The sequence below is a fragment of the Lonsdalea quercina subsp. quercina genome, from assembly GCF_000688655.1.
Classification (GTDB): Bacteria; Pseudomonadota; Gammaproteobacteria; order Enterobacterales; family Enterobacteriaceae; genus Lonsdalea; species Lonsdalea quercina.
Genome location: NZ_JIBO01000002.1, coordinates 247,313 through 269,969, shown reverse-complemented (window position 1 = coordinate 269,969; position 22,657 = coordinate 247,313). Strand labels below are relative to the sequence as shown.

The following is a 22,657-nucleotide window of genomic DNA, read 5'->3' as shown; positions in this document are numbered from 1 at the left end:
CGCCTGCTCCGATGACAGGCGGCCGGCTTCAATGCATCATGATTGTCCGCTGTTCAGCCAGAAAGGCGGAAGAGCTATCGCCTGCTTGCGGGTTTCGTCCAGCGCCGCGGGCGCCGGTTGATGGACGTTAAGCTTGGCGATTTGCTGCGCCAGCTCGCGCCAGACGCGAACATAATCGCCCGCCTCCTCCTCCGGATAGAAACCGCCCAGCAGCATAAAGGCGCTTAAACCACGTTCCAGGCGCGGCAGCTGCTGTTCGTAATGCAACGACGTCAGCGAATGCGCAAACACGGACTTCAGCTCCGCCAGACTCCGGCTCAGCATGATATCGGCGAAGCGTTTATAGGAACTCTGCAAACGCATGCGCTCGCGATTATCCATATAACGACGCCAGCCTGCTTCCAGCAACCAAGTCGTCAGCACCAGTTTACTTTTCAGGTAATCCTTATCGAAGCAGACGGTCTCTGCGTCGAGATCGGTCATCGCCTTCGCTTCCAAAGCCGTCAAGGCGCCGCGAAATGCTGAGGTCACTTTACGCGGCACCACGCCGCCGACCAGCACCAGCATTTCCCGTAGGAGCGTTCCCGCCTCCAGCATGCTATCGCGCGCGGCCTGATCGCCCCGCACCCACAGCTCTTCGTGATACTGCCAGTGCGTCAGCCCGAACTCCAGGCCCGCCTCGATGCCCTCATCAAGCGTCATTTTTTCTTTGACCGGCATGAACGTCAGAGCGTGTCTCTCACGCGGCGGGTTGCCTTTAGCCAGCTGATAACCGCGGGCGGCTTTACTCAAGTAGCCCTGTCGCAGGCCGCCCACGTCGGAAAGCTCGTCGGCGAATTCCAGCAGATCGCTACGCTGTCCGACCTTCAGCTCCAACTCCAGCTCGCAAATCGGCTCCTGCAACTCCCCGGCCACCACCTCGCCGCGATCGAGCACCATCTCAATAATGCTTTGGTGATGAGACACGACCCAGACTTCACGACGGAAATCGGTACTGAACAACGGCGTTAGCTCTGCCGCCAATGCATCAAGGTCGCACTGCTCCGGCCAGATATCGTCCGGCAACAGACGAATGTCCAACTGCGGTCCTGCCAGCTCGACGTTATATTCCGGGTGCTGATGCAAGCCGCCTACCNCCTTGCCCGCCGTTTTGGCGGTCATTTCGTAGCGGCCGTTTTCCCCACGGATACGTAGCCCGATACCGTGCTGACGCAGGTAGCCGTCCGGCGTTTCGTAATAGATGTTCGCCAACTGATGCGCATGTAAATGCTTGCTGTGGCTGTAGTCGCTCTTCCATTGGTTCAGCTGGGTTTGCAAAGCTGGCACCGTGGCAGGATGGACAATAAATTTCAGTTCGATCTCTTCACTCATAATAGTTAGCTACACCGGATGCTGCGGGAATCTCGTCAGTAAATAACATTTTACGCTACCTTGCCACCGTTGCCACCGCCTCGCCGCCGCAGGCCGCCAGACGTGCGGCCACCGCCATCATCGGTTATCCTGCGTCTTCGGCTGACAAACAAGAGTAAGACAGTTCCCATTTAGGTTTGTCACCCTCCTCGTCAGACTTATCCGACGAATATTTAACACTCATTCACGCAACCTGATGATCTTATGCAGAAATTACGCTTTATTATTGCCGGCCTCGTTGGCCTTGCCGTCACCTTTGGCACCCAGGCGGAAGAAAAACGCTATATCTCCGATGAACTCATCACCTACCTCCACAGCGGACCGGGCAACCAGTACCGTATCGTCGGCACGCTGAAGGCGGGTGAAGAAGTCTCCGTCGTGGAAGTCAACGAGGGGGCGGGCTATGCCCAGATCCGCGACAGCAAAGGCCGCGCCAGCTGGATCCCGCTCGATCAGCTGAGCCAGATGCCCAGCCTGCGCACCCGCGTGCCGGATCTGGAGAATCAGGTGAAAGTCCTGACCGACAAGCTGACCAATATCGACCAGAGCTGGAACCAGCGTACCGCTGATATGCAGCAGAAAGTCGCCGCCAGCGATAACGTGATCACCGGGCTACAGCGCGAAAATCAGGATTTGAAAAATCAGCTGGTCGTGGCGCAGAAGAAGGTCAACGCCGCCAACGTGCAGTTAGATGACAAACAGCGCACGCTGATCCTGCAGTGGTTCATGTACGGCGGCGGCGTAGCGGGCGCAGGTCTGCTGCTGGGGCTGGTGTTGCCGCATCTGATCCCGCGTCGCAAGAAAAACGATCGCTGGATGGGCTAAATCTTTGCCCGTCGTCAAACCCGACACTGAACATCAATAAAGGTTATAGTGAGCCATCGTCACTAAGAAACCATTGATTCAGGAGTTGGGTTTGAAGATTTACCTTGTGGGTGGCGCGGTGCGCGATGGTTTATTGCATCAACCCGTCACCGAGCGCGACTGGGTGGTGGTCGGCGCCACGCCCGAAACACTGTTAAAACTCGGCTATCAGCAGGTCGGCAGGGATTTCCCCGTCTTTCTGCATCCCACCAGCCGTGAAGAGTACGCCCTGGCCCGAACGGAACGTAAATCCGGGCAGGGATATACCGGTTTTGTCTGCAACGCCAGTCCGGATGTGACGCTGGAAGAGGATCTCCTGCGCCGCGATCTGACCATCAACGCCATCGCGCAAGAAGAAGACGGCAGCCTGATCGATCCCTACGGCGGCCAGCGCGATCTCGAATCCAAACAGCTGCGTCACGTTTCCGACGCGTTCGGCGAAGATCCGCTGCGGGTGTTGCGCGTTGCGCGATTCGCCGCCCGCTACGCCCATCTCGGCTTTACGATTGCGCCGGAAACGCTGGCGCTGATGCGTCGGATGGTCGACAGCGGCGAACTCGACAGCCTGACGCCGGAGCGCGTGTGGAAAGAGACCGAAAAGGCGCTGGGGTCGAACTCGCCTCAGGTCTATTTCGAGCGGCTGCGGGACTGCGGCGCGCTGCAGGTCTTGTTCCCCGAAATCGACAATCTGTTTGGCGTCCCTGCGCCTGCGCAATGGCATCCGGAAATCGACACCGGCGTTCATGTCATGATGACGCTGGCGATCGCGGCGCAGCTCAGCCCCGAGATCGACGTGCGGTTCGCCTCGCTGTGCCACGACGTCGGCAAAGGCCTGACGCCGCCATCGCTGTGGCCGCGCCACCACGGACACGGTCCGGCAGGCATCAAACTGATTGAAGCGCTGTGTCAACGGCTGCGGATCCCCAATCAGATACGCGATTTGGCGAAACTGGTGGCGGAGTACCATGATCTGCTGCATACCGCGCCGATCCTGCAGCCTAAGACGCTGCTGAAGCTGTTCGACAGCATTGACGTCTGGCGCAAACCCCATCGTCTGGACCAGCTGATCCTCACCAGCGAAGCCGATGCGCGCGGGCGAACCGGCTTCGNGGACAAGCCTTATCCGCAGGGTGATTATCTGCGCGAAGCCTTCAAGGTCGCCAGCAGCGTCACCAGCGCACAGGTCGTGGCCGATGGCTTCCGCAATGCGGCGATCCGCGACGAACTGCACTGGCGCCGCCGCCGTGCGCTGCAGAACTGGAAAGACCAGCAGGACGCGGACTAAAAAAACGGCCTTTCCTTTATGCGTCGCCGCAGGGGGGAAAGGCCGTGTGTTGAGCAACGCCGGTCGCGGGGATGTTCCCGCTCTGTTACATGAAGATCAGATACACCGCCGCACCGACGATGAAACGATAAATGGCGAAGGGCACAAACGACATCCGTTTAATCACCGCCAGAAACGTTTTGATCGCGATCATGGCGACGAAGAACGCCGTGAGGAAGCCGATGGCGAACATCGGCAGCGCAGACCAGCTCATCAGGTGCCAATTCTTATACAAATCCAGCCCGCTGGCCCCCAGCATCATCGGCACCGCCAGGATGAAGGAGAACTCCGACGCCGCATAGCGGCTGACGCCCGTCAGCATGCCGCCGGAGATGGTCGCGCCGGAACGGGAAAATCCCGGCCATAGCGCCAGACATTGAAAACATCCGATGTAGAAAGCCTGGCGATAGCTAATATCATCCAGCCCCTCCGCGCGCGGGGTTTTAGGACGCCATTTTTCGGCAATCAGCAGCAAAATACCGCCGGCGATCAGCGCCCATGCCACCATCTGCGGATTAAACAGCGTTTTAATAGCATCGTGGAAAAGCATCCCCAGCACCACCGCCGGTCCCATGCCCAACAAGATATGCACCAGCGTCAACCGCCCTGTGGGCTTGATGCCCTCATGGGGCTGGCGACCGAAATGGATGCCGATCAGGCCGAACATACGCCGCCAGAACACGACGACCACCGCCAGAATAGACCCCAGCTGAATCACCACCTCGAAGGTTTTCGACAGATCGTTCTCAAATCCCAACCAATGACCGACCAGGATCATATGCCCAGTCGAGGAGACCGGTAAAAACTCCGTCAGACCCTCGACGATCCCAAGGATAAACGCCACCAGCAACGTGTATGAATCTGTCATTACCTGTTCAGCTCCATCAAACCGTAACCATAAAAAAGCGGCCTCGCTGCACGCGAGCCGCTGCATATGAAACGACATTAAAATAATGAGATTACGAGTTAATGACCTTAGGAAGGGTCTCTAATCATGACATACCGGAATTATCTCATCCCTCGCTCGATCACCACGCCGACCGCGCGAGCCTGAGCGACTGCCCCCGGTTTGCTGACTTTGAGACGCATCCACGGTATCCCGAATCGTTTCATCAGCGTTTGGACCACATCTTCGGCCACGCGTTCAACCAGCGCGAACCGCTGTGTGGAAACCAGTTCAATCACCGCCTCGCTGACATCCGCATAGCTTAGACAATCTTTGACGTCATCGCTGGCGGCGGCGGCGCGGTTGTCCCATCCCATTTCAATATCAAACACCAGCTTCTGCTGGATGGTCTGCTCCCAGTCGTAAACGCCGATCGTGGTAATCACGCTAAGTTCTTCGATAAATACGATATCCATTACCCTTACCCTCTGTTTTTGCGGCTGCCGGATACCACTTCCGGCGGAATATGCGTATTATCCTTGGATGCTAATATTAAAACGACCTTTATTAGACGGACGCATATTATGAGTGCTACCGCGCTGGGAATGATTATCCTCGCGTATCTGTGCGGCTCGATTTCCAGTGCGATTCTGGTCTGTAGGATCGCCGGATTGCCAGACCCACGCGAAAACGGTTCGGGAAACCCGGGTGCCACCAACGTGTTGCGCGTCGGCGGTAAAGGAGCCGCAGCTGCCGTACTGCTCTTCGATATTCTCAAAGGAATGCTGCCGGTGTGGGGCGCTTATGAGCTGGGCGTCGCCCCTTTTTATCTCGGTTTGATCGCCATCGCCGCCTGTCTGGGCCATATCTACCCACTGTTCTTTCGCTTCCACGGCGGTAAAGGGGTGGCGACGGCGTTCGGCGCCATCGCGCCTATCGGCTGGGACTTGACGGGATTGATGACGGGGACGTGGCTGTTGACCGTGCTCCTCAGCGGGTATTCGTCGCTCGGCGCTATTGTGAGTGCGCTCATCGCGCCGTTTTACGTCTGGTGGTTTAAACCCCAGTTGACCTTCCCTGTCGCCATGCTCTCCTGCCTGATTCTGGTCCGCCACCACGACAACATTCAGCGTTTATGGCGCGGTCAGGAAGCCAAAATCTGGAAAAAACGACGCAGGAAAGCTTCTTCATCCTCTTCTGAACAAAAATAACCCGCATCGCTTTGTTGACGACGCCGCTGACACGCGGCGCCGCCTGAGTGCCGGTTAGCTGCGGGCAATCGCGGCCGACGGCTCATTGCCTAGCTTAAACAGCGCCATACTGGCCGCCAGTTCCATCGCCTGTTCTTCCAGCGAACGCGTCGCAGAAGCCGACTCCTCCACCAGTGAGGCATTCTGCTGCGCCACGCTATCCATCTGCGAAACGGCGGTATTAACCTGATCGATGCCGTTGCTTTGCTCACGGGTCGCGGTGGAAATCTCGCCCATTAGCGTCGTGACCTGCACCACGGCGGACGAAACGTCCTTCATGGTGTCACCAGCGACCTGGGCGATTTCCGTGCCTTCACGCACCTGTACCTGCGAATCTTCCAATAGCGTTTTGATCTCTTTGGCAGACTGCGCGCTGCGCTGGGCCAGACTACGGACCTCGCCGGCCACCACGGCGAAGCCGCGTCCCTGCTCGCCTGCACGCGCTGCTTCAACCGCCGCATTCAGCGCCAGTATGTTGGTCTGGAAAGCGATACCATCGATCATGGCCAGGATATCCGCCACGCTTGCCGTACTCTGGGAGATCAGCTCCATTTTTTCCAGCATCCGACGAACGGCGTCGCTGCCCTTGTCGGCGATATCGGCCACGTTCTGCGACAGCAGATAGGCCTGGTCGGCGCTTTCCGCATTCAGTTTCACCGTAGAGGACAGCTGTTCCATGCTGGCGGCGGTCTGCTCCAATGACGCCGCTGACTCCTCGGTGCGCTCCGCCAGATTGACGTTGCCGGCGGACAGCTCTCGCGTGCCGATCTCAATGTGACTCCCCGCATCGCGCACTCGCCCGACGGCATTCGCCAACGCGTCCTGCATCATCTTCATCGCCTGAATCAGGCGGCCGATTTCATTCTTGCCGCCGTCTTCAATGTGCTGGGACAGATCGCCGCCAGCAATGACTTCCAACTGATAGACAGAGCGATTNAACGGCTGCAGGATTAGACGCTTGATCACGACCCAAGCCACGCCGGACAGCAACAGCGTCAGCACGCAGGAAAGGCCGATAATCGACAGGCGGCTCAACGCCAGCTCTTCGGCTTTGGTCAGCAGATTATCTCCCACCATGACGGCGAAGACGCGAAAGTCGTTGATGGCTTTATCCATGGCCATGCTATAAGGCACCACAACGTCTTGTGTGATTTTGTAGAACTCGTTGGTATCGCCTTTTTTTAACGCATCCATCATCGGGTTGATGCCCAGATTACGGTAACTTTCATAGCTGGTTTTGATCTGCTCGGCCAGAACGGCCCCTTTGGCGGTCACCGTGCCGTATGCCAAAAACTCATCCATATCCTTGCGAGAACGATCCAGATAACTTTCAACGCGCGACAGCGTTTCTTTCGCCCGAGTGACGTTGCCCTCATCCATTTGCCGTGCGGCCTGATAGGCGGTGGTGCGGGCTCGCAACGTCGCCGTATAGCTTGCCGCCAGCGTCCCCAGTTCTTTCCCCTGTATTTTATCGATCGAGCTTAACGAAGCATTTCCCTGGCTGATGGCATTAGCGCCGATACCGCTGACCAAAAGCAGCAGTAATACCATGACGCTCAACAACACAATCAGGCTGGACTTCACCGTGATATTTTTCAACATCCCAAAATCCCTCTTAACTTAATGAAAAAGCCATAAAAAATAGATAAATCTCATTAAAGAAGCCCCCTTTTTATCGGAACATCACCCTTACTCTTCAATTATATTAATTATTATATTGGTCATGGTTAGCTTGCTATTAACCGCCACTATGACGTAAGCCCCCGGCTGAAGCAGCCTGGGTCCCGCGGCACGTCGGACCGACGTCCGGACTGCTAAAAACCGCGACTTTCACGACGAGTTGGCTATAATGACCGCCACTCCATTTCTGGTTTGAAAGAGAAGGAAACCGACATGAGCTTGAATACGGTGCCGGCAGGCAAATCGCTTCCGGAAGATATTTATGTAGTCATCGAAATTCCCGCGAATTCCGATCCCATCAAATATGAAGTAGACAAAGAAACTGGCGCGCTGTTTGTCGACCGCTTTATGTCTACGGCGATGTTCTACCCGTGCAACTACGGTTACATCAACCACACCCTGTCTCTGGATGGCGATCCGGTCGACGTACTGGTTCCAACCCCGTACCCGCTGCAGCCAGGCTCAGTGATCCGCTGCCGTCCGGTCGGCGTGCTGAAAATGACCGACGAATCCGGTGAAGATGCCAAGGTGGTTGCCGTACCGCACAGTAAACTGAGCAAAGAGTACGAGCACATTCAGGATGTGAACGACCTGCCTGAACTGCTGCGTGCGCAGATCGGCCATTTCTTTGAACACTACAAAGATCTGGAAAAAGGCAAGNGGGTGAAAGTGGAAGGCTGGGACAACGCTGAAGCCGCTAAAGCGGAAATCGTTGCTTCTTTCGAACGCGCCAAAAACAAGTAATCCCGACGGTGACGGCGCAGTGGGAAGACGTTCCCGGCAGCGCATGACCTGTCCCTGCAAGGGGGCTGAGGCTTAATGTCTCAGCCCCCTTGGCATTTAAACGCCGCCCGTTTTTCTCCCCCCACGCCCTTTCGCGATCGCGCGCATTGACGGTAAGGAAGGAAAAATGGAGAGGCATTCCCTGACGATAGGCATAAAAAAAAACACCGCCACTGACGGTGTTTTTTATTTACTGAAGCAGAATGAAAAACGATTTCCCGGTTTTTACGCCTCCCCCGTCATGAGCAAAGCGCCGCATGTCGGGGTAGCAGAACGATGAAAGGCCGTTACGCTTCGTCGTCGCGTTTAGACCAGTCGCCGCTACTGATGCGCCGCAGACCGGTCACGGGGCGCTGATAAAGATAAATCCAGGCGCTCCCGTAGGGGGTGAAAATCAGCTTGCGCTGATATTCGCCACCGTCTCGTTTTAAAGCATCCAACTCGGTCAGGATGGAGGAACTAATGCGATAGACTTCGCCGTAGACAGCCCCTTCACCCGCCACTGCCGCCGGATAGTGACCCAAGTCATACAACTCATAGCCTTCGAGCTGATGGTCGCCTAACCATTGCGCATGGGTCATCCAATGACTATTTCCCTGTTTGCGTCGTAAACTGCCATAGACAATAATTCGCATCGCTAAAACTCGAACTGATAGAGCACATCTAATGCCTGACTGACGCCAGACACCGCCTCCAGATATAGTTTCGGCATTAAACGATAACGCAGCGTTAACGTTGCCAGTGAATCAAATATGCCAACGCCATATTTGACTTGCAGGCCCGGCGCGACGTAACCGCTGACAACGACTTGCGAATTGTCGCCAGCGCCCTGTGTGTCCAGAGCTAAATTGCTTACGCCAAAAGCCTCGCCGATTTTACCCACAACTTGACCTGTCTGCGCAACCCCCAGACCGATCAATGCTGAGGTCATCATTGAGCTATCGGTTCCGCTGCTATCCAGTCCCTGACCGCGTAGCAGATAGGACAATGCTTCCTGCTGCGACATAGTCGGATCGGAGAAAACCTCCAACTTGGGCGCCGAGGCGGAGCCGGTGACGCGAATCCCTACCGTGACATCATCTTCGGTGTTGTCAGGGTTACGAATCGCCTCAATATTCAGCATCGGCTGTCCCGGCGGACCCGCGAATAACAGCTGACCTTTGCGAACCTGCAGATCCTGACCATACGCCTTGAATCGTCCGCTGGGAATATTGATTTGACCATTAAGGCCTAAACCACGCTCATCCTGCGCCACCTTTAAATCGCCCGCCAGATTGGCGGTCAGGCCGTAGGCGTCGAGTTTGACGTCATCTCCGATATGGATGGTCAAATTGCTGTTGATTGGAATCGAGGTCGATTTCTCCTGCGTCGGTTTCCCTTCCTCATTCAGCATGACTTCATCAGATGAGACGCCGACTGAACTGGCTGGCAAGTCATGTACTACGATGCGCGCCCACGGGATATTCACCGACCCATTTAGCGCCAGCAACTGCGGCGTGGCTTCGAAAACGATATCGGGCGACACATCCAGACGTACCATTGGCGGCACCGTCACTCGCATACGATCGCCTTTCACGGCAACGCGCGCTCGCCAGGCGTCCGGTTGCGACCAGTCGGCCCCCCCAGCCAAGTTGACCTGCCCTTGCGTGGTCTTGAGGAACCCTTGCAGCGTGGAGGACATCCCATTGAAGTACACCGCAAGGCGGCCATTCTTCAGATCGACCGGCATCCAGTTGCCGTCGATATCCAGTTTTTCCAGCACCATCTGCCCAAAGAGCTGCGGTCGCTCGACGTTGCCGCCCAGCCGCAGATTGGCGTTCAGAATGCCGGCAGCCTTCTCGCCCTGCTGCAAGGCCGGGTTGAGCATATCCAGCGACAGCGTATCGATGGTGACCGTACCGCTCAGGTTGCGGCGCTGCTGCGGATCGCTAATCAGCACGNCCCCGTTCAGACGGCCGTTGCCGCGGATCGCCATCCGCCAGCCGATTTTAGCCTGACCGCGGTCAAGACCGGCATTCAGCGTCAGCGTGTCAAACACGACCGGCAACGCGCCCCCCTGCATCTGTTGACGCACGCTCACACCGTCGCCATTCAGCGTGACTTTGGCCTGCGGCAGTCCGCCGCTTGCCTGCCAGCTCACATCGGCATCGCCGGAGAACCGCCCGGTCAGCACGGTGTCTTCACTCAGGAACGGTTCGAGCATCGCCAGATCGAAGCGATTAAGCCGCACGCTGGCATGTCCGCTGGGGCCGGCCTCAATCGGCTTAGGCACACACACTTCGGCATGCGGATTCACCCAACAGTGGGTGCCGACGGTGATTTTCTGCGCCGCCGCCAGATAGTCCAGCGACATGGCTTGCGTCAGCCGCCACTCGCCGACCGGCGTGTCAAAACGGGTATGGTTCAGCGTCCCGCGCCAGCGTTCCTGAGCGCGGTCGAAGCTACCGTTCAGCGCAAGCTGGCCGGAAACCGGCTCGCCTTTCACCGTGAGCTGAAGCTGATGTTTGGTTTCGTTGCCGCCCGCTTCCAGATCAACCGAGCTGACCTTCAGCGAACCCTGCGTGAGCTGGGCCACCTTAAGCGCCAGCGTCCCCTGGATCTGCTGGTCTGTGCGGACATCGCTTTTCAGATCGATACGCTGGATCCGCAGATCCTGCCAACGCAGCGAAGATGCCGTTAAGTCGGCGCGTACCTGAGGCGCGTCCCGACGGCCGTCCAGGTGGAGATTTCCGAGGATATGCCCGCCCAGACCAGGCAGCATGCCATTTAGCTCCGGCGCATTGATATCGGCCAACAGCTGCCAGCGATCGTCCAGTTTCCCCTTGACGTTGATCTGGTTGCGGCCGAGCGCCAGATTCAGTCCAGGCACGTTCCATAGCCCTGCCGCATTACCTCTCAGCGAACCTTTCGCCGTCAGCTTGTTCCGGCGTATGCTGCCGTCCATCTGCAACTGAGGCACCTGTACTTGCCAGTCGCTGCCGGACACCNCTTTCCCATTAGCCTTGATGATGCCGTTAAGACGTAGCGGCCAGTCAGCCCACTGTCGGCCCGTATTGATCCCGCTGATGGTCAGCGCGCTGCTCCAGTTGATGGCATCGCGCCAATCGACTTTCGCGGTGATGTCGCTGTAGCCTTCGAACGCGTCGAGGCGCAGGTGCGCCAGCTCGAACTGCTGCAAGTCGCCCTTCCCTTCTACCCGCAGCGAAGCGGGCGGAACGGCGCTGCCGCGGATATCCCCCTTCACGTTAAGCGCATAGTCCGTCGCTTTACCGCCGAAATTCACCTGCAAATTGTTCATCTGATACTGCGCGGTGCCCGTCATCGGCCAGCGCAGTTGGGAACTTTGCAGCTTCAGCGTCAACGGCAGCCCCTGCTCGGCCAGCGCCGTATCGATATTCAGCTGCGCGCGCTGCGGGCCGGAGAGATTCATCGCCAGTTTCAGCTGCTGTCGCAAAGCGCCGTCAATCGTGAGCTTCAGGCGCTCTCCCTTCAACGGGTCGATATTGAGCGCGCCGTTGGCGTTAAAGGTCACCGGCCAGTCGCCGTTGAGCGTCGCCGCGCCGTTGGCGAACAGCGATCCCTGCGGAGACTGCACGCTGAACCGCTGTAGCGTCACCGCCTGTTTCAGCGTCGAGGCCTGGAGTTGCAGACGGTTGACGGTCACGTCCTGATCGCCGGTGACACGCAGCTGCTCGCCGGTGATATCCGTGATGGTAACGTCGAGCGGCAGGGTGATGGCCGGCATATCATTCAGCAGCGGTTTGGCGAACATCGCCTGCAGCCGTTCGCCTAACGGCGGTTCGGCGGGCGCTTTCTCCTTCGCCGCGTCCTTCACGTCCTTATCCTGAGAGGCTTTAGCCACCTGCGGCAGCGTCTGCGCGACGTCGCCCGCCGTCACGTCATCTTTAACGGCCAGCCCCACCGGGGTTTTAGGCAACGCGACCAGCAAAGAGATGATACGAGTAGGCTGGAGCGTCAGCGACCGCCCCTGCCAAAACATACCGGTTTGAAACTCCGCCAGCGACAGGGCGGTGTCGTCCACCGTCACACGGGTGTTTTGCAGGCTGAAATGTTGCAGGTCGAGCGTCAGCGGCGTGGAGATCTCCGTGATCGGCTCGCTGGCGGTCGTCGTCTCCTGAGAGGCAGGCGGCATGGCTTTTGTGTCCACCACCACGTCTAGCCCCTGCAACGACAGGTCGTTGATACACAGCTTACTGTGCCACAGACAGCTCGGAGTCAGAGCCAGATGCAGGCGGGTCGCCTTCNCCGTCNCGCCCGGCATCTGATAGCTGAAGTCCTGCAACGTCAGGTCGCGCCAGCCGCCGTCCACTTTCCCGATGGCTAATCCCGGCACCCAGCGTGTGGCCGAGTTCAGCATAAAATGCAGCCCTGGCGTTGTCGTCACCAGGAGCGTCAGCGCCACGAGCAGCGCTAATAATACGGCAATGAGGCCGATCCCGATTTTTTTCAACATACTCATAGTTCAGGCCCCAAACCAATGTAGAACTGTAAACCGTGTTTTTCCGGATCGCCGACAGGTCGTGCGATATCCAGCTTGATTGGCCCGACAGGGGACGCCCAACGGACGCCGACCCCCGCCCCGGTTTTAATGTCGCTCTGCTTAAAGTCATTAACCGCCTCGCCGCTGTCGATGAACGCCGCGCCCCACCNCTTGCCGGTAATGTTATATTGATATTCAAGCGAGCCAGTCGCCAGTCGGGAGGCCCCGGTCAGCTTATCGTCGCCGTCTCGGGGAGAAATGGATTTGTATTTGTAGCCGCGAATGCTGCGATCGCCGCCGGCAAAGAAGCGCAGGGACGGCGGCACGCGTGAGAAACTGCCGGTTTCAATCCAACCCAAGTTGCCGCGCACGACGAATCGGTGTTTCTCTTCCCATGTACGGATCCAGACGTTCTGCGCCTGGAAGACGGAGAAGTCGATATCGGATCCCCAGGCGGTATTGGAAACGTCGATGGAGTAGCTTTGCGAATCTCCCCAAGTCGGCATCAACCCGCCCCGCTGACGGGTGCGGTTCACGTTGAAACCGGGGTAGAGCAGCATCGTCGTATCAGTCACCGACCCCTGAGTAAAGTGATCCAGACTCCAGCGCAGGTTGACCGAGCGCTGCCAGCCGCTTGAGTAGTTCCAGTAGCGGGCCACGTTCAGGGTGGTGGAATCCGCCTTGGTATCATTGAGGTCTTCACGCTTGAAACCGCCTTGCAGCAAGTAATACTGCTCCAGCGGGTTGGCGAGTAGCGGGATTTTATAGCTTAGATCCAGTTGCTGCTCCGGCGCCGAAACGCTGAAGCTGCTTTGCAGGCTGTGGCCGCTGGAGTTAACCCAGGGTTTATTCCAGGTTGTTTTTAGGCGCGGACCGACGTCTGTGGCGTAGCCGACCCCGGTTTCCACCGTGTTATGGGTACGTGGAGACAGCACCGCCTCCATCGGCAGCTCTTTATTTTTGTTTTCTCTTCCCCGTTGCAGATCGGGGGAAACCACCACGGAATTGAACCATCCGGTGGATGACAGTCGGCGGTTGAATTCGCCCAGCTGTTCAGAGGTATAATAATCACCTTCATGGAAAGGCAGCAGCGCGCGAACATACTCTTCGCGGATCTGCGATCCTTCAATGCTCAACGCGCCGAAGCGGTAGCGATCGCCGCTGTCGTAGTCGATGTCCCAGAAGGCTTGATGAGTCGAGTCCATCACCCCCAGTTGGCTTTTGAGAAAATGTGCGTCGAAGTAGCCTTTGCTGACGGCGAGTGTATTCAGCTCGCTTTTAAAATCGTCATAGTCGCCGTGATTGAGAACCGTACCCAGCGCCGGCGCTTTTTCTTTCCGCAGCTTCAGGAAATCCTCATCATTGCGAGCATACCCTTCAATGGCGACATCGACACCGGCGATTTTTACGGGTTCTCCCGGCGACACGTTGACCCTCAGCACCGGTCGGCCTCCGTTGACCGCCGGTAAGAACTGAAAGTCGATGTCAGGATCGTAGTAGCCAAGCGCCCGCAAACCTTGCCGGATGGCATTGTTGACGCGGGACCGGAAACGTCCATCGGCGCTGACTTCGTCGGCGGTAATGGTAGACAGCTGCGCCCGGACGTTCTTTTGCAGTTCGCCCGTCAGCCCTGTCACCTGCAAACGGACATTGGAAGCGGCGCCAACAGACGCACTCGCCAGCAGTAATCCGCACACCCCTATCGCACGGCATAAGCGGATGCCGCCGGTACGATAAAAATTCCTCTTCAATGTAAAAATCGCCACTGCGCTCCCTGATCACCCTATAGAATTAAATTGTTTCTCTTTAGCCATAGATATTAGCCGGTAAAGCCTAAAATATAGTGTATACAAGGGGAAACTGACTCGCACACCCTTTTATCCCGCCCGGAAATTCCCGGAACCGTAACCGATAACGATGATTCAAACCGTCAATGGGAGCTAAACGTGGTCTTACTTTTTGATAAAACGCAGTCGATAAGCCAGTCCGACGCGCTGCCTGGTCGGTCAACGCCGATGCCTGTCGCCCGGCTCCATGTGGTCAATCAGCACTCGATGACGCATGTCCCGGAGGGAATGCACGTCGCCATTTTCGCGATGGGCTGTTTCTGGGGCGTAGAACGCCTGTTCTGGGAACAAGCGGGCGTCTACAGTACGGCAGCTGGCTACAGCGGCGGCTATACGCCGAACCCCACCTATCGGGAAGTCTGTACCGGTAAAACCGGTCATGCAGAAGTAGTACGGGTGGTGTTCGACCCGGCGGTCATCAGCTACGAGAAGCTGCTGCAAATCTTCTGGGAAAATCATGATCCGGCTCAGGGGATGCGACAAGGGGGTGATGTCGGCACGCAATACCGTTCAGCGATCTACACACTGACGGCACAGCATGAACATGCGGCGATAGAGAGCCGACAGCGCTTCCAGCAGGCAATGGCAGCCGCGGGCGATAAGCGAACGGTCTCCACCGAAATCGCAGAGGCCGGTCCGTTTTACTATGCGGAAGAAGAGCATCAGCAGTATCTGTACAAAAATCCGGAAGGGTATTGCGGGCTAGGCGGCATCGGCGTTTGTTTACCGCCGCAGCGCTAATTTTACTGAACGCCGTCGCGTTAAAAACGACGGCGTTTTTTCCTTTTTGAAACGCCATTTTAACGGCCTGCAGATCGCCTCACGCCAGTGCTGGCGGTTCTTTGACCGCTCCTGCTATAATGCCGCCGGCATGAGGCTGATAATCGGCCTTGTCCACGGCTCCCTGCCGTTGGTTCATGATTATTTTCCTTCCTGAGGATCGCCCTGTCTATTGAGGCAAAGCGAAAAAACTATGTTAAACAGTTTGTTATTAATTATTTTTCTTATCGCCGTTAGCGCATTTTTCTCCGTATCTGAAATTTCCCTGGCTGCATCGCGCAAAATAAAGCTCAAACTCATGGCGGACGAGGGCAACCAGAACGCCGAACGCGTGATGAAGCTCCAGGAGACGCCCGGTATTTTCTTTACCGTCATTCAGATCGGCGTCAACGCCGTAGCCATTCTCGCCGGTGTCGTCGGCGACGCCGCCTTCTCCCCCTACTTTACTATGCTTTTCGATAATGTGATGTCGCCGGAAATGGCCGAGCGCGTCAGCTTTATTTGCTCCTTTGTGCTGGTTACCAGCCTGTTTATTCTGCTTGGCGATTTGACGCCGAAACGCATAGGCATGATCGCCCCCGAAACGGTTGCCGTTCGGATCATCAACCCCATGCGCTTCTGCTTGTTGATATTCCGGCCGCTGGTATGGCTGTTTAATGGTCTGGCGAACATGATTTTCCGGATGCTCAAGCTGCCGATGGTGCGTAAGGACGACATTACGTCGGACGACATCTACGCGGTGGTGGAAGCAGGCGCGTTGGCTGGTGTGTTGCGCAAGCAGGAACATGAGCTGATCGAAAACGTGTTCGAGCTGGAATCCCGCACCGTCCCGTCCTCCATGACCTCTCGTGAGAGCGTGGTGTTCTTCGACCTGCATGCGGACGAAGAAAGCATCAAGCAGAAAATCGCCCAGCAACCGCATTCCAAATTCCTGGTTTGCGACGGCCATATCGATCAGATCGTAGGCTACGTCGACTCCAAAGACCTGCTGAACCGAGTTCTGGGCAATCAGAGCCTGGAACTGACCAGCGGCGTACAAATTCGCCCAGCGCTGATCGTACCGGATACGCTGACGCTGTCCGAAGCGCTGGAAAGCTTCAAGACGGCGGGCGAAGACTTCGCGGTGATTCTGAATGAATATGCGCTGGTGGTCGGCATCATCACCCTCAACGACGTAATGACAACGCTGATGGGCGACTTGGTGGGACAGGGACTGGAAGAGCAGATCGTCGCTCGTGACGCCAACTCCTGGCTGATTGAGGGCGGTACGCCGATCGACGACGTGATGCGTGTGCTGAATATCGACGACTTCCCCCACTCCGGCAACTACGAAACCATCGGCGGTTTCATGATGTACACCCTGCGTAAAATTCCCAAGCGGACCGATTTCGTGCGTTTCGCTGGCTACAAGTTCGAAGTGGTGGATATCGACAGCTACAAGATAGACCAGCTCCTGGTAACCCGACTGGAGGACAAACCGGCGGGAAGCGCTGGCCCGGATGTCAGCATCGTGTAGCCGTAAGGCTGCCTTTCACTCATTAAAAAAGGCCCGTTTATGGGCCTTTTTTGACGTTGGATAACCGCATAACTTATCGATGCCCCTCATACCGGCGCGGATCCGAATCTGTTCTTTTCACACATTACACATCAATTTTTTGCATGTGTCGCAACAGTCCGGTCCGTCGTTTCCAACATCCTATCGCGAGGGCGGCAGTCGGCGTTAAGCCAGCTCTGACTGCAGTTTCATAACCTGACGGTTGACTTCAGACATGACTTCAAGATGCTGCTTGTCTTTCTTTTTCGGCAGTAAAATCTTGCCGTAGTCAAACTCAAAAGCACCAACCCCTTTGATGTACAACCGTCCGCGAAACAAGGTCTTAACGTATTTAGCGACTTTAAAGGGATTATAGCGTTCGAAGATCCTCATACATCCTCTCCTTACGTTGTTCCAAAAGTGCGTCTCCTGCCACCAACCCGGCACAGGGTGTATGACACACCAAGCTTTATCCTACATTTAGGGTCGATATTTAATGGGAAGTTCCCTATAAGCCAGCATTATTTATCGCTTTTACATTAGTTTACGGAACAGAAAAACGCAAAATTTGATAAATCAGAATAAACCTTCAAATACCAGGGTGATACAGAACAGTATTGACGAGAGACGTCTTTCGCCACTTCAGCCTGTTCATTTTCCTGTGCGGTGTTATACCGTCTTTCTATGACAGAATAACGACAGCACATAGAGGTTTCGGACAATCCTCATAAAACTTTAACGTTCGTAATGTGAGAGATGGCGTGAACAGCCTTTGAAAGGCTCCGGACCCGGCACACCGGCCCGGAGAACCCTTAGGCGGGATTAATATAGGGAAACGCGAAATCCGGGATTCAGGAACGATTCGCTTGGAAAATAAGACAGCGGCTGCCCTTTCCAGTCATTGACCTGCGCGCCCGCCGCCAGCGCTACAGCATGCCCTGCGGCCGTATCCCATACGCTGGTAGGCCCGAAACGCGGATAAAGCTGCGCTTTTCCTTCCGCCACCAGGCAGAATTTCAACGATGAACCGATAGCGACAGTTTGATGATCGCCTAACTGGGCGAGGTAGTCCTGCAGTTCCGCGTCCGCATGGGAACGGCTGACCACAACCAGCGGCGGACGAGCGTCCTGCACCTGGATCGGCAGACGGACGCCACACTCCTCTTTCCAGGCTTTGCCCTCCGCTGCGGCGTACATCACGCCGGTCACCGGCACATAGACCACACCCAGCACCGGTTTACCGTCTTCGATCAACGCGATATTGACGGTGAATTCACCGTTGCGACCAATAAACTCTTTCGTCCCGTCCAGCGGATCCACCAGCCAATAACGCTGCCAGTGCTGGCGTTCGGACCACGGCGGCGGGTCCTCTTCAGACAACAAAGGGATCATCGGATAGGCCGCCGTCAGCCCGTGGGCAATGACTTTGTGCGCGGCGATATCGGCGGCGGTTACCGGCGAGTCATCCTGCTTATGTCTGACCTCAACCGGTTCCTGTCCCTCATAGATTTGCATGATGGCATCACCCGCCTCACGCGCTAGCTGGCAAATATGTTCTAGCATGATGTCTCCTCTCTACCGGTTGTCGAGGCCGCCTGACGCCCCGTAGGATAACGCTGAAAAGGGATGGACCGGCCATGATCCTACAGGCCAGGGCCGCTTCCACACGCCCATCATCTTCAGGGATGATACTTCATCTGTTCATCATGATTATATGGGATATGCCCTTCACTACCACCTCGCAAAGACACCTCATCATAAGACACCGGCGAGGACGGGGGTGAGGAAGACATTCACGTCTGGCGACGTCATACAAGAGAACTCTCGAAGACATTGCCGTGCTCACCATCAGAATGACAGCAAAGTACACGCCGAGATTTAGACAACGTTGTGGGTCATCGCTATTTCAGTGATATTCAAGACTCGCTCCGCCAGTGTCTGGGGTAGGCTTTAAGGCCGGAAATGACAAGGGATACCGCAACTGCTGGCATCCCTTGAGGTTCGTTAATGGCTGGTCAGGCCGGACGGCATGGCGGGATGTGTTCGCCCTCCGCTTGAATAGTGATCACCGGCGACGGTCATCGTCCCGATGGTGACGACGTCCACGGTCCCAGTCAGGGCCACGGTGGTGGCGATCCTCCCGATAAACCCGCGGCGGCGGCTGCACGACAATCACTCTCGGCGGCGGCTCATAGTAATGACGCGGNGGCGGTGGTGGCCTGTGGTAGTGGTGACGCTCACGCCAATAATCAGGATCGCGCCAGTAGCGGCCATCCCAGTAGTAACCTCGTCTGTCGCGATCGCCAATGTGCAGTTGCACCCCCGGCAGAGACAGGCTCAGGCTGTCGGCTTGCGCGGCGGGCGCCGTATACATCACGCTTGCCAAAACGGCAGCGAACCACAGCGGTTTAATCATCGTTATACCCTCTGCATAGCCGCGATGCGGCGTATGCCAACGGTATACGGGGATTCCCCCCAGCGCTCTATCGGAAAAAGGCTAATTTCCTGTTATTAAGCTTACACCAGCATTTCCTGCCACAAAAAGGTCGTCAGGCCATACAGAGTCGAGCAAAATTCGTTCATCACGCCTGCCAGTGGTGACAAAACACCTGATGTTCCGTCGCCGCAGGAGGACATGATAGGTTTTCGCTACGCGCACACCGCTTCAGCATGCGGACAGCGGGTATGAGACGGCGGCCGGAGCGGGCTGGGCGGATCGCCGCTCAGCGGCGCTTGCTGAGTTCGCGCGCCGGGATCCATCGACGGCAATGAGCTTAGCAATGCGCGCGGCTACGACCACTGGCACTACGCTCTCGTTGCGCGCTATTTCCATCACGGCGGACAGTGGCAGGATGGCGCAGAAATTGGAACGCCGCAGGGGCCAGTCAAATCAACAGGATGGGGGTATTACGTCATGGTGGGGTATCACTTCTAACAGTGCGCGTCGACGTTCGGCGTCATCGCAATAAAACTTGATGTCAGACAGCCCGTCGACTGTCTGACCTCTTCCTGAATTACAGGATTTCCAGCAGCTCGACTTCGAAAATCAGCGCGCTGAACGGCGGGATGGACGCGCCAGCGCCACGTTCGCCATACGCCAGTTCCTGCGGGATATACAGCTCCCACTTGGAACCGACCGGCATCAGAGTCAGTGCTTCCACCCAACCGGGGATAACGCCGCTCACCGGGAATTCCGCCGGCTGGCCGCGCTGTACGGAGCTGTCGAAGACCGTACCGTCGATCAGACGACCGGTGTAGTGCACACGCACGCGATCCTGACGGGCGGGAATGCCGCCTTCGCCCTGAGTCAGAACACGGAACTGAAGACCGGACTCGGTGCTGCTCACGCCTTCTTTCTGCGCATTCTCTTCCAGGAAACGCTGACCTTCTACCGCCAGTTCACGCTGACGTTCGCGGCGCACCGCGNCCGCACGTTCATGGACTTCACGCAGCGCACGGTGAACGACGTCGACCGGTACGGCGGGCGCCTGTCCGTCAAGAGCATCACGCAGGCCGGCGACCAGCGCTTCAGGAAGCAGACCTTCCAGACCCGACTCCTGTAACTGTTGACCGATCTGCAGGCCGATGCCGTAGCTTGCCTGGGCTTCTACGCTGTCATAAGAAGGCGTTGTCATTGATGTTCCTTTTTCTGTAAAAATTGCGAGCGTGCAGCATAACAGCGTGAGGTTTATGGGTAAAATTTTCTCTGTCCGGCCCCGCCGGACGCGCACTGACACACCTAGTGACCGATAGCGTGGACTCCGCCCCAAAAGCGCGCTGACTTACTGGCTATCCTTGAAGGATTACCGATATACTCAAGGCGTTTTTACCTTACACGGTAGCAAGAGAGGTCATCATGGGCAGAATCGCGCCCAGGAGAAGTAAAAACCGCTGGGATTCCCGTATGCTGTGGCAATCCTGCCAACGTTGGTGGCGCCGACGGCCTTGGCCGTTCAGCATCGCTGATGAGACGCCAGCACGGAGATCGTCCGCATCTTCCGCCGCGCGGCGCAATCCTTATGGCCGAATCTCGCTGCTGTTGCGTCAGCTGTGGCATCTGCCGGACGGGTTTCAGTGGATGGAACCGCTGCCCTATCCGCATCGCCGCTGGCTGCTTATTGCGGCGGCGTTGCTCCTGCTCGTGCTGCTCTGGCCCTATTCTCCAACCCCGCAGCCCACTCGCGTCGCCAACCCAACGAACGTTCCGCTAACCTCTGAACCGGCACCGGTGCAGGCCAGGTTGGCGGATCCGGCGCCGCGCGCTGACTCAGTCCCCGCGCCGGATCAACCCGAAGCGCCCCCTGCCGCTGCCGAAAAACCGTGGCAAAACTATCAGATAGCCGCGGGACAAACATTGGCGCAGCTCTTCCGCGCTCACAATCTGCCGGTCAACGATGTGTTTGCGATGGCGCAGGTCGAAGGCAACGACAAACCTCTGAGCAGCCTTCATGCGGGACAAAAGGTCAGACTGCGACTGAATGCGCAGGACGTCGTGTCGGAATTAGAGATCGATACGACGGATAACCAGACGGTGCAGTTCGTCCGTCAGCCGGACGGCGCATTTGTTCGTACACGCTAGACGTCGCGTGATGACGGAATAAAAATCATAAATACTAAGAAAGCGGGCGCTTTCTGTCAGCGGAGAGTGCCTGTTGTCACTACAGATCCAGACTCGATTCCCCTCCCCCAGAAATGCAAAACGCTGGCGCAAGGCCAGCGTTTTACGACGTTAACGTCAGCGTAAATTACGCTTCAGCAACGATAACCACGTTCAGCTTAGCGAAAACGTCGCTGTGAACCTGGAAGCTCACTTCGTGTTCGCCCAGAGTACGCAGAACGCCTTCCGGCAGACGGACTTCGCTTTTCGCAACTTCAACGCCTGCTGCGGTAACCGCATCAGCGATGTCACGAGTACCGATAGAACCGAACAGTTTACCTTCATCACCCGCTTTGGAAGCGATGGTGACGTTAGCCAGTTCGTTCAGTTTAGCGGCGCGAGCTTCAGCTGCGGCCAGAACGTCAGCCAGTTTGGCTTCCAGTTCAGCGCGACGAGCTTCGAAGAACTCAACGTTTTTCTTGGTTGCCGGCACAGCTTTGCCCTGCGGAACCAGGAAGTTACGAGCGTAGCCCGCTTTAACGTTTACCTGGTCGCCCAGGCTGCCCAGGTTTGCTACTTTATCAAGCAGAATAACTTGCATTACCTTATCCTCTCAAAGTCTTGTTATTAGACAGCGGCCGATTACTGATGACGATCGGTGTACGGCAGCAAAGACAGGTAGCGCGCGCGCTTGATAGCACGGGCCAGTTGACGCTGATATTTTGCACGCGTACCGGTGATACGGCTCGGTACAATTTTACCACTTTCAGTGATGTAGTTTTTCAGCGTAGCGATGTCTTTATAGTCAATCTCTTGAACGCCTTCCGCGGTGAAACGGCAGAACTTGCGACGACGGAAATAACGTGCCATTTGGCTAGTCTCCAGAATCTATCAATTCAATCTGCTCGGCATGTAAAACAACTTTGTTCAGACCATTGCGCCCTTGGTGGCAACTAATGAAACCATGAACAGTGAGTTGCATGCCGACCGTTATACTGTGAGTCAATGCTTGTGACGGGTGTCCACTGACAACCACGGGCATACGACACCATGCTTGCCGGTTTAATCCGGCTTCCTCTTGCAAAGAACGGTGCTCAAGCACGAACTGGCAGTGAGGAATACCTGAAGGACTGACTTTTCGAATGGGCGTCTTGCACACGGTGCCGGACAGTACCAGTCGATTCGTCTTCGTCACGGCAAA

The 22,657-nt window shown here is 56.6% G+C and carries 21 protein-coding genes and 2 pseudogenes; 8 read left to right on the top strand and 15 right to left on the bottom strand.

All coding sequences use genetic code 11. The annotated features are described in order from the left end of the window. Nucleotides 1-36: 36 nt before the first annotated feature. On the bottom strand, nt 37-1,371 hold the full coding sequence (locus tag RZ35_RS01945; protein ID WP_026741797.1) for a CYTH domain-containing protein: 1,335 nt from the start codon (nt 1,369-1,371) through the stop codon (nt 37-39). A gap of 243 nt (nt 1,372-1,614) precedes the next feature. On the opposite strand from RZ35_RS01945, the gene RZ35_RS01940 reads away from it, so the two are divergent. Both RZ35_RS01940 and RZ35_RS01935 read left to right on the top strand, forming a co-directional pair. Beyond that, nucleotides 1,615-2,235: a TIGR04211 family SH3 domain-containing protein gene (locus tag RZ35_RS01940; RefSeq protein WP_026741796.1), complete on the top strand. Its 621-nt coding sequence runs from the start codon at nt 1,615-1,617 to the stop codon at nt 2,233-2,235. Between the two features lie 91 nt (nt 2,236-2,326). Next, entirely contained in the window at nt 2,327-3,559 is a 1,233-nt protein-coding gene (locus RZ35_RS01935; RefSeq protein ID WP_026741795.1) for a multifunctional CCA addition/repair protein, read from the top strand. 85 nt (nt 3,560-3,644) lie between these two features. Here the strand turns inward: RZ35_RS01935 and bacA are convergent, their stop codons facing one another. Together bacA and folB are read right to left on the bottom strand one after the other, a co-directional pair. Next, on the bottom strand, nt 3,645-4,466 hold the full coding sequence (bacA, locus tag RZ35_RS01930; protein ID WP_026741794.1) for an undecaprenyl-diphosphate phosphatase: 822 nt from the start codon (nt 4,464-4,466) through the stop codon (nt 3,645-3,647). 140 nt (nt 4,467-4,606) lie between these two features. Beyond that, nucleotides 4,607-4,960: a bifunctional dihydroneopterin aldolase/7,8-dihydroneopterin epimerase gene (gene folB / locus RZ35_RS01925; protein WP_026741793.1), complete on the bottom strand. Its 354-nt coding sequence runs from the start codon at nt 4,958-4,960 to the stop codon at nt 4,607-4,609. A gap of 108 nt (nt 4,961-5,068) precedes the next feature. On the opposite strand from folB, the gene plsY reads away from it, so the two are divergent. Further along, nucleotides 5,069-5,695 carry a glycerol-3-phosphate 1-O-acyltransferase PlsY gene (plsY, locus tag RZ35_RS01920; protein ID WP_026741792.1) on the top strand — a complete coding sequence of 209 codons (627 nt, stop codon included), beginning with the start codon at nt 5,069-5,071 and terminating at the stop codon, nt 5,693-5,695. Nucleotides 5,696-5,749: 54 nt separating this feature from the next. Here plsY and RZ35_RS01915 read toward each other — a convergent pair whose 3' ends face one another. Continuing rightward, nucleotides 5,750-7,336: a methyl-accepting chemotaxis protein gene (locus tag RZ35_RS01915; protein ID WP_026741791.1), complete on the bottom strand. Its 1,587-nt coding sequence runs from the start codon at nt 7,334-7,336 to the stop codon at nt 5,750-5,752. Between the two features lie 291 nt (nt 7,337-7,627). On the opposite strand from RZ35_RS01915, the gene ppa reads away from it, so the two are divergent. After that, nucleotides 7,628-8,158, top strand: a complete 531-nt coding sequence (gene ppa, locus RZ35_RS01910; protein ID WP_026741790.1) for an inorganic diphosphatase — start codon at nt 7,628-7,630, stop codon at nt 8,156-8,158. A 326-nt stretch (nt 8,159-8,484) separates the two neighbouring features. Here ppa and RZ35_RS01905 read toward each other — a convergent pair whose 3' ends face one another. The 3 genes from RZ35_RS01905 to tamA form a co-directional block, all read right to left on the bottom strand. After that, complete coding sequence (locus tag RZ35_RS01905) at nt 8,485-8,832, bottom strand: gamma-glutamylcyclotransferase family protein (protein WP_026741789.1); 348 nt, start codon at nt 8,830-8,832, stop codon at nt 8,485-8,487. A 2-nt stretch (nt 8,833-8,834) separates the two neighbouring features. After that, entirely contained in the window at nt 8,835-12,677 is a 3,843-nt protein-coding gene (tamB, locus tag RZ35_RS01900) for an autotransporter assembly complex protein TamB (protein WP_026741788.1), read from the bottom strand. Continuing rightward, on the bottom strand, nt 12,674-14,401 hold the full coding sequence (gene tamA / locus RZ35_RS01895) for an autotransporter assembly complex protein TamA (protein WP_200873739.1): 1,728 nt from the start codon (nt 14,399-14,401) through the stop codon (nt 12,674-12,676). The genes tamB and tamA overlap by 4 nt, the downstream gene beginning before the upstream one ends. Before the next feature lie 243 nt (nt 14,402-14,644). Between tamA and msrA the strand changes: the two genes are divergently transcribed. Beyond that, entirely contained in the window at nt 14,645-15,286 is a 642-nt protein-coding gene (gene msrA, locus RZ35_RS01890) for a peptide-methionine (S)-S-oxide reductase MsrA (protein ID WP_026741786.1), read from the top strand. 232 nt (nt 15,287-15,518) lie between these two features. Continuing rightward, nucleotides 15,519-16,841: a hemolysin family protein gene (locus RZ35_RS01885; protein ID WP_026741785.1), complete on the top strand. Its 1,323-nt coding sequence runs from the start codon at nt 15,519-15,521 to the stop codon at nt 16,839-16,841. A gap of 204 nt (nt 16,842-17,045) precedes the next feature. Here RZ35_RS01885 and RZ35_RS01880 read toward each other — a convergent pair whose 3' ends face one another. The 4 genes and pseudogenes from RZ35_RS01880 to RZ35_RS18225 form a co-directional block, all read right to left on the bottom strand. Then, entirely contained in the window at nt 17,046-17,252 is a 207-nt protein-coding gene (locus RZ35_RS01880; RefSeq protein ID WP_026739210.1) for a DUF1107 domain-containing protein, read from the bottom strand. 429 nt (nt 17,253-17,681) lie between these two features. After that, the gene (cysQ, locus tag RZ35_RS01875; protein ID WP_026741784.1) at nt 17,682-18,422 is read right to left on the bottom strand and encodes a 3'(2'),5'-bisphosphate nucleotidase CysQ; all 741 of its coding nucleotides are present in this window, start codon (nt 18,420-18,422) and stop codon (nt 17,682-17,684) included. Between the two features lie 502 nt (nt 18,423-18,924). Beyond that, entirely contained in the window at nt 18,925-19,233 is a 309-nt protein-coding gene (locus tag RZ35_RS01870; protein WP_455709674.1) for a DUF2502 domain-containing protein, read from the bottom strand. A 278-nt stretch (nt 19,234-19,511) separates the two neighbouring features. Beyond that, nucleotides 19,512-19,646, bottom strand: a pseudogene (locus tag RZ35_RS18225) (dipeptide/oligopeptide/nickel ABC transporter ATP-binding protein); the annotation flags it as partial. Here RZ35_RS18225 and RZ35_RS17060 point away from each other — a divergent pair. Continuing rightward, a pseudogene (locus RZ35_RS17060) lies at nt 19,642-19,794 on the top strand (outer membrane protein OmpK); the annotation flags it as partial. The pseudogenes RZ35_RS18225 and RZ35_RS17060 overlap by 5 nt on opposite strands. A 79-nt stretch (nt 19,795-19,873) precedes the next feature. Here the strand turns inward: RZ35_RS17060 and fklB are convergent. Next, the gene (gene fklB, locus RZ35_RS01865) at nt 19,874-20,494 is read right to left on the bottom strand and encodes an FKBP-type peptidyl-prolyl cis-trans isomerase (RefSeq protein ID WP_026741783.1); all 621 of its coding nucleotides are present in this window, start codon (nt 20,492-20,494) and stop codon (nt 19,874-19,876) included. Between the two features lie 221 nt (nt 20,495-20,715). Between fklB and RZ35_RS01860 the strand changes: the two genes are divergently transcribed. Beyond that, a complete protein-coding gene (locus RZ35_RS01860; RefSeq protein ID WP_026741782.1) occupies nt 20,716-21,438 on the top strand; it encodes a LysM-like peptidoglycan-binding domain-containing protein in 723 nt (240 codons plus the stop codon). Between the two features lie 166 nt (nt 21,439-21,604). Here RZ35_RS01860 and rplI read toward each other — a convergent pair whose 3' ends face one another. From rplI to priB, 3 genes are read right to left on the bottom strand one after another with little or no spacing between them, the layout of a single operon-like run. Beyond that, entirely contained in the window at nt 21,605-22,057 is a 453-nt protein-coding gene (gene rplI / locus RZ35_RS01855; protein WP_026739200.1) for a 50S ribosomal protein L9, read from the bottom strand. A 41-nt stretch (nt 22,058-22,098) separates the two neighbouring features. Then, nucleotides 22,099-22,326, bottom strand: a complete 228-nt coding sequence (rpsR, locus tag RZ35_RS01850; protein WP_000135199.1) for a 30S ribosomal protein S18 — start codon at nt 22,324-22,326, stop codon at nt 22,099-22,101. A gap of 4 nt (nt 22,327-22,330) precedes the next feature. After that, the gene (gene priB / locus RZ35_RS17055; protein ID WP_071999733.1) at nt 22,331-22,651 is read right to left on the bottom strand and encodes a primosomal replication protein N; all 321 of its coding nucleotides are present in this window, start codon (nt 22,649-22,651) and stop codon (nt 22,331-22,333) included. Nucleotides 22,652-22,657 lie beyond the last annotated feature (6 nt).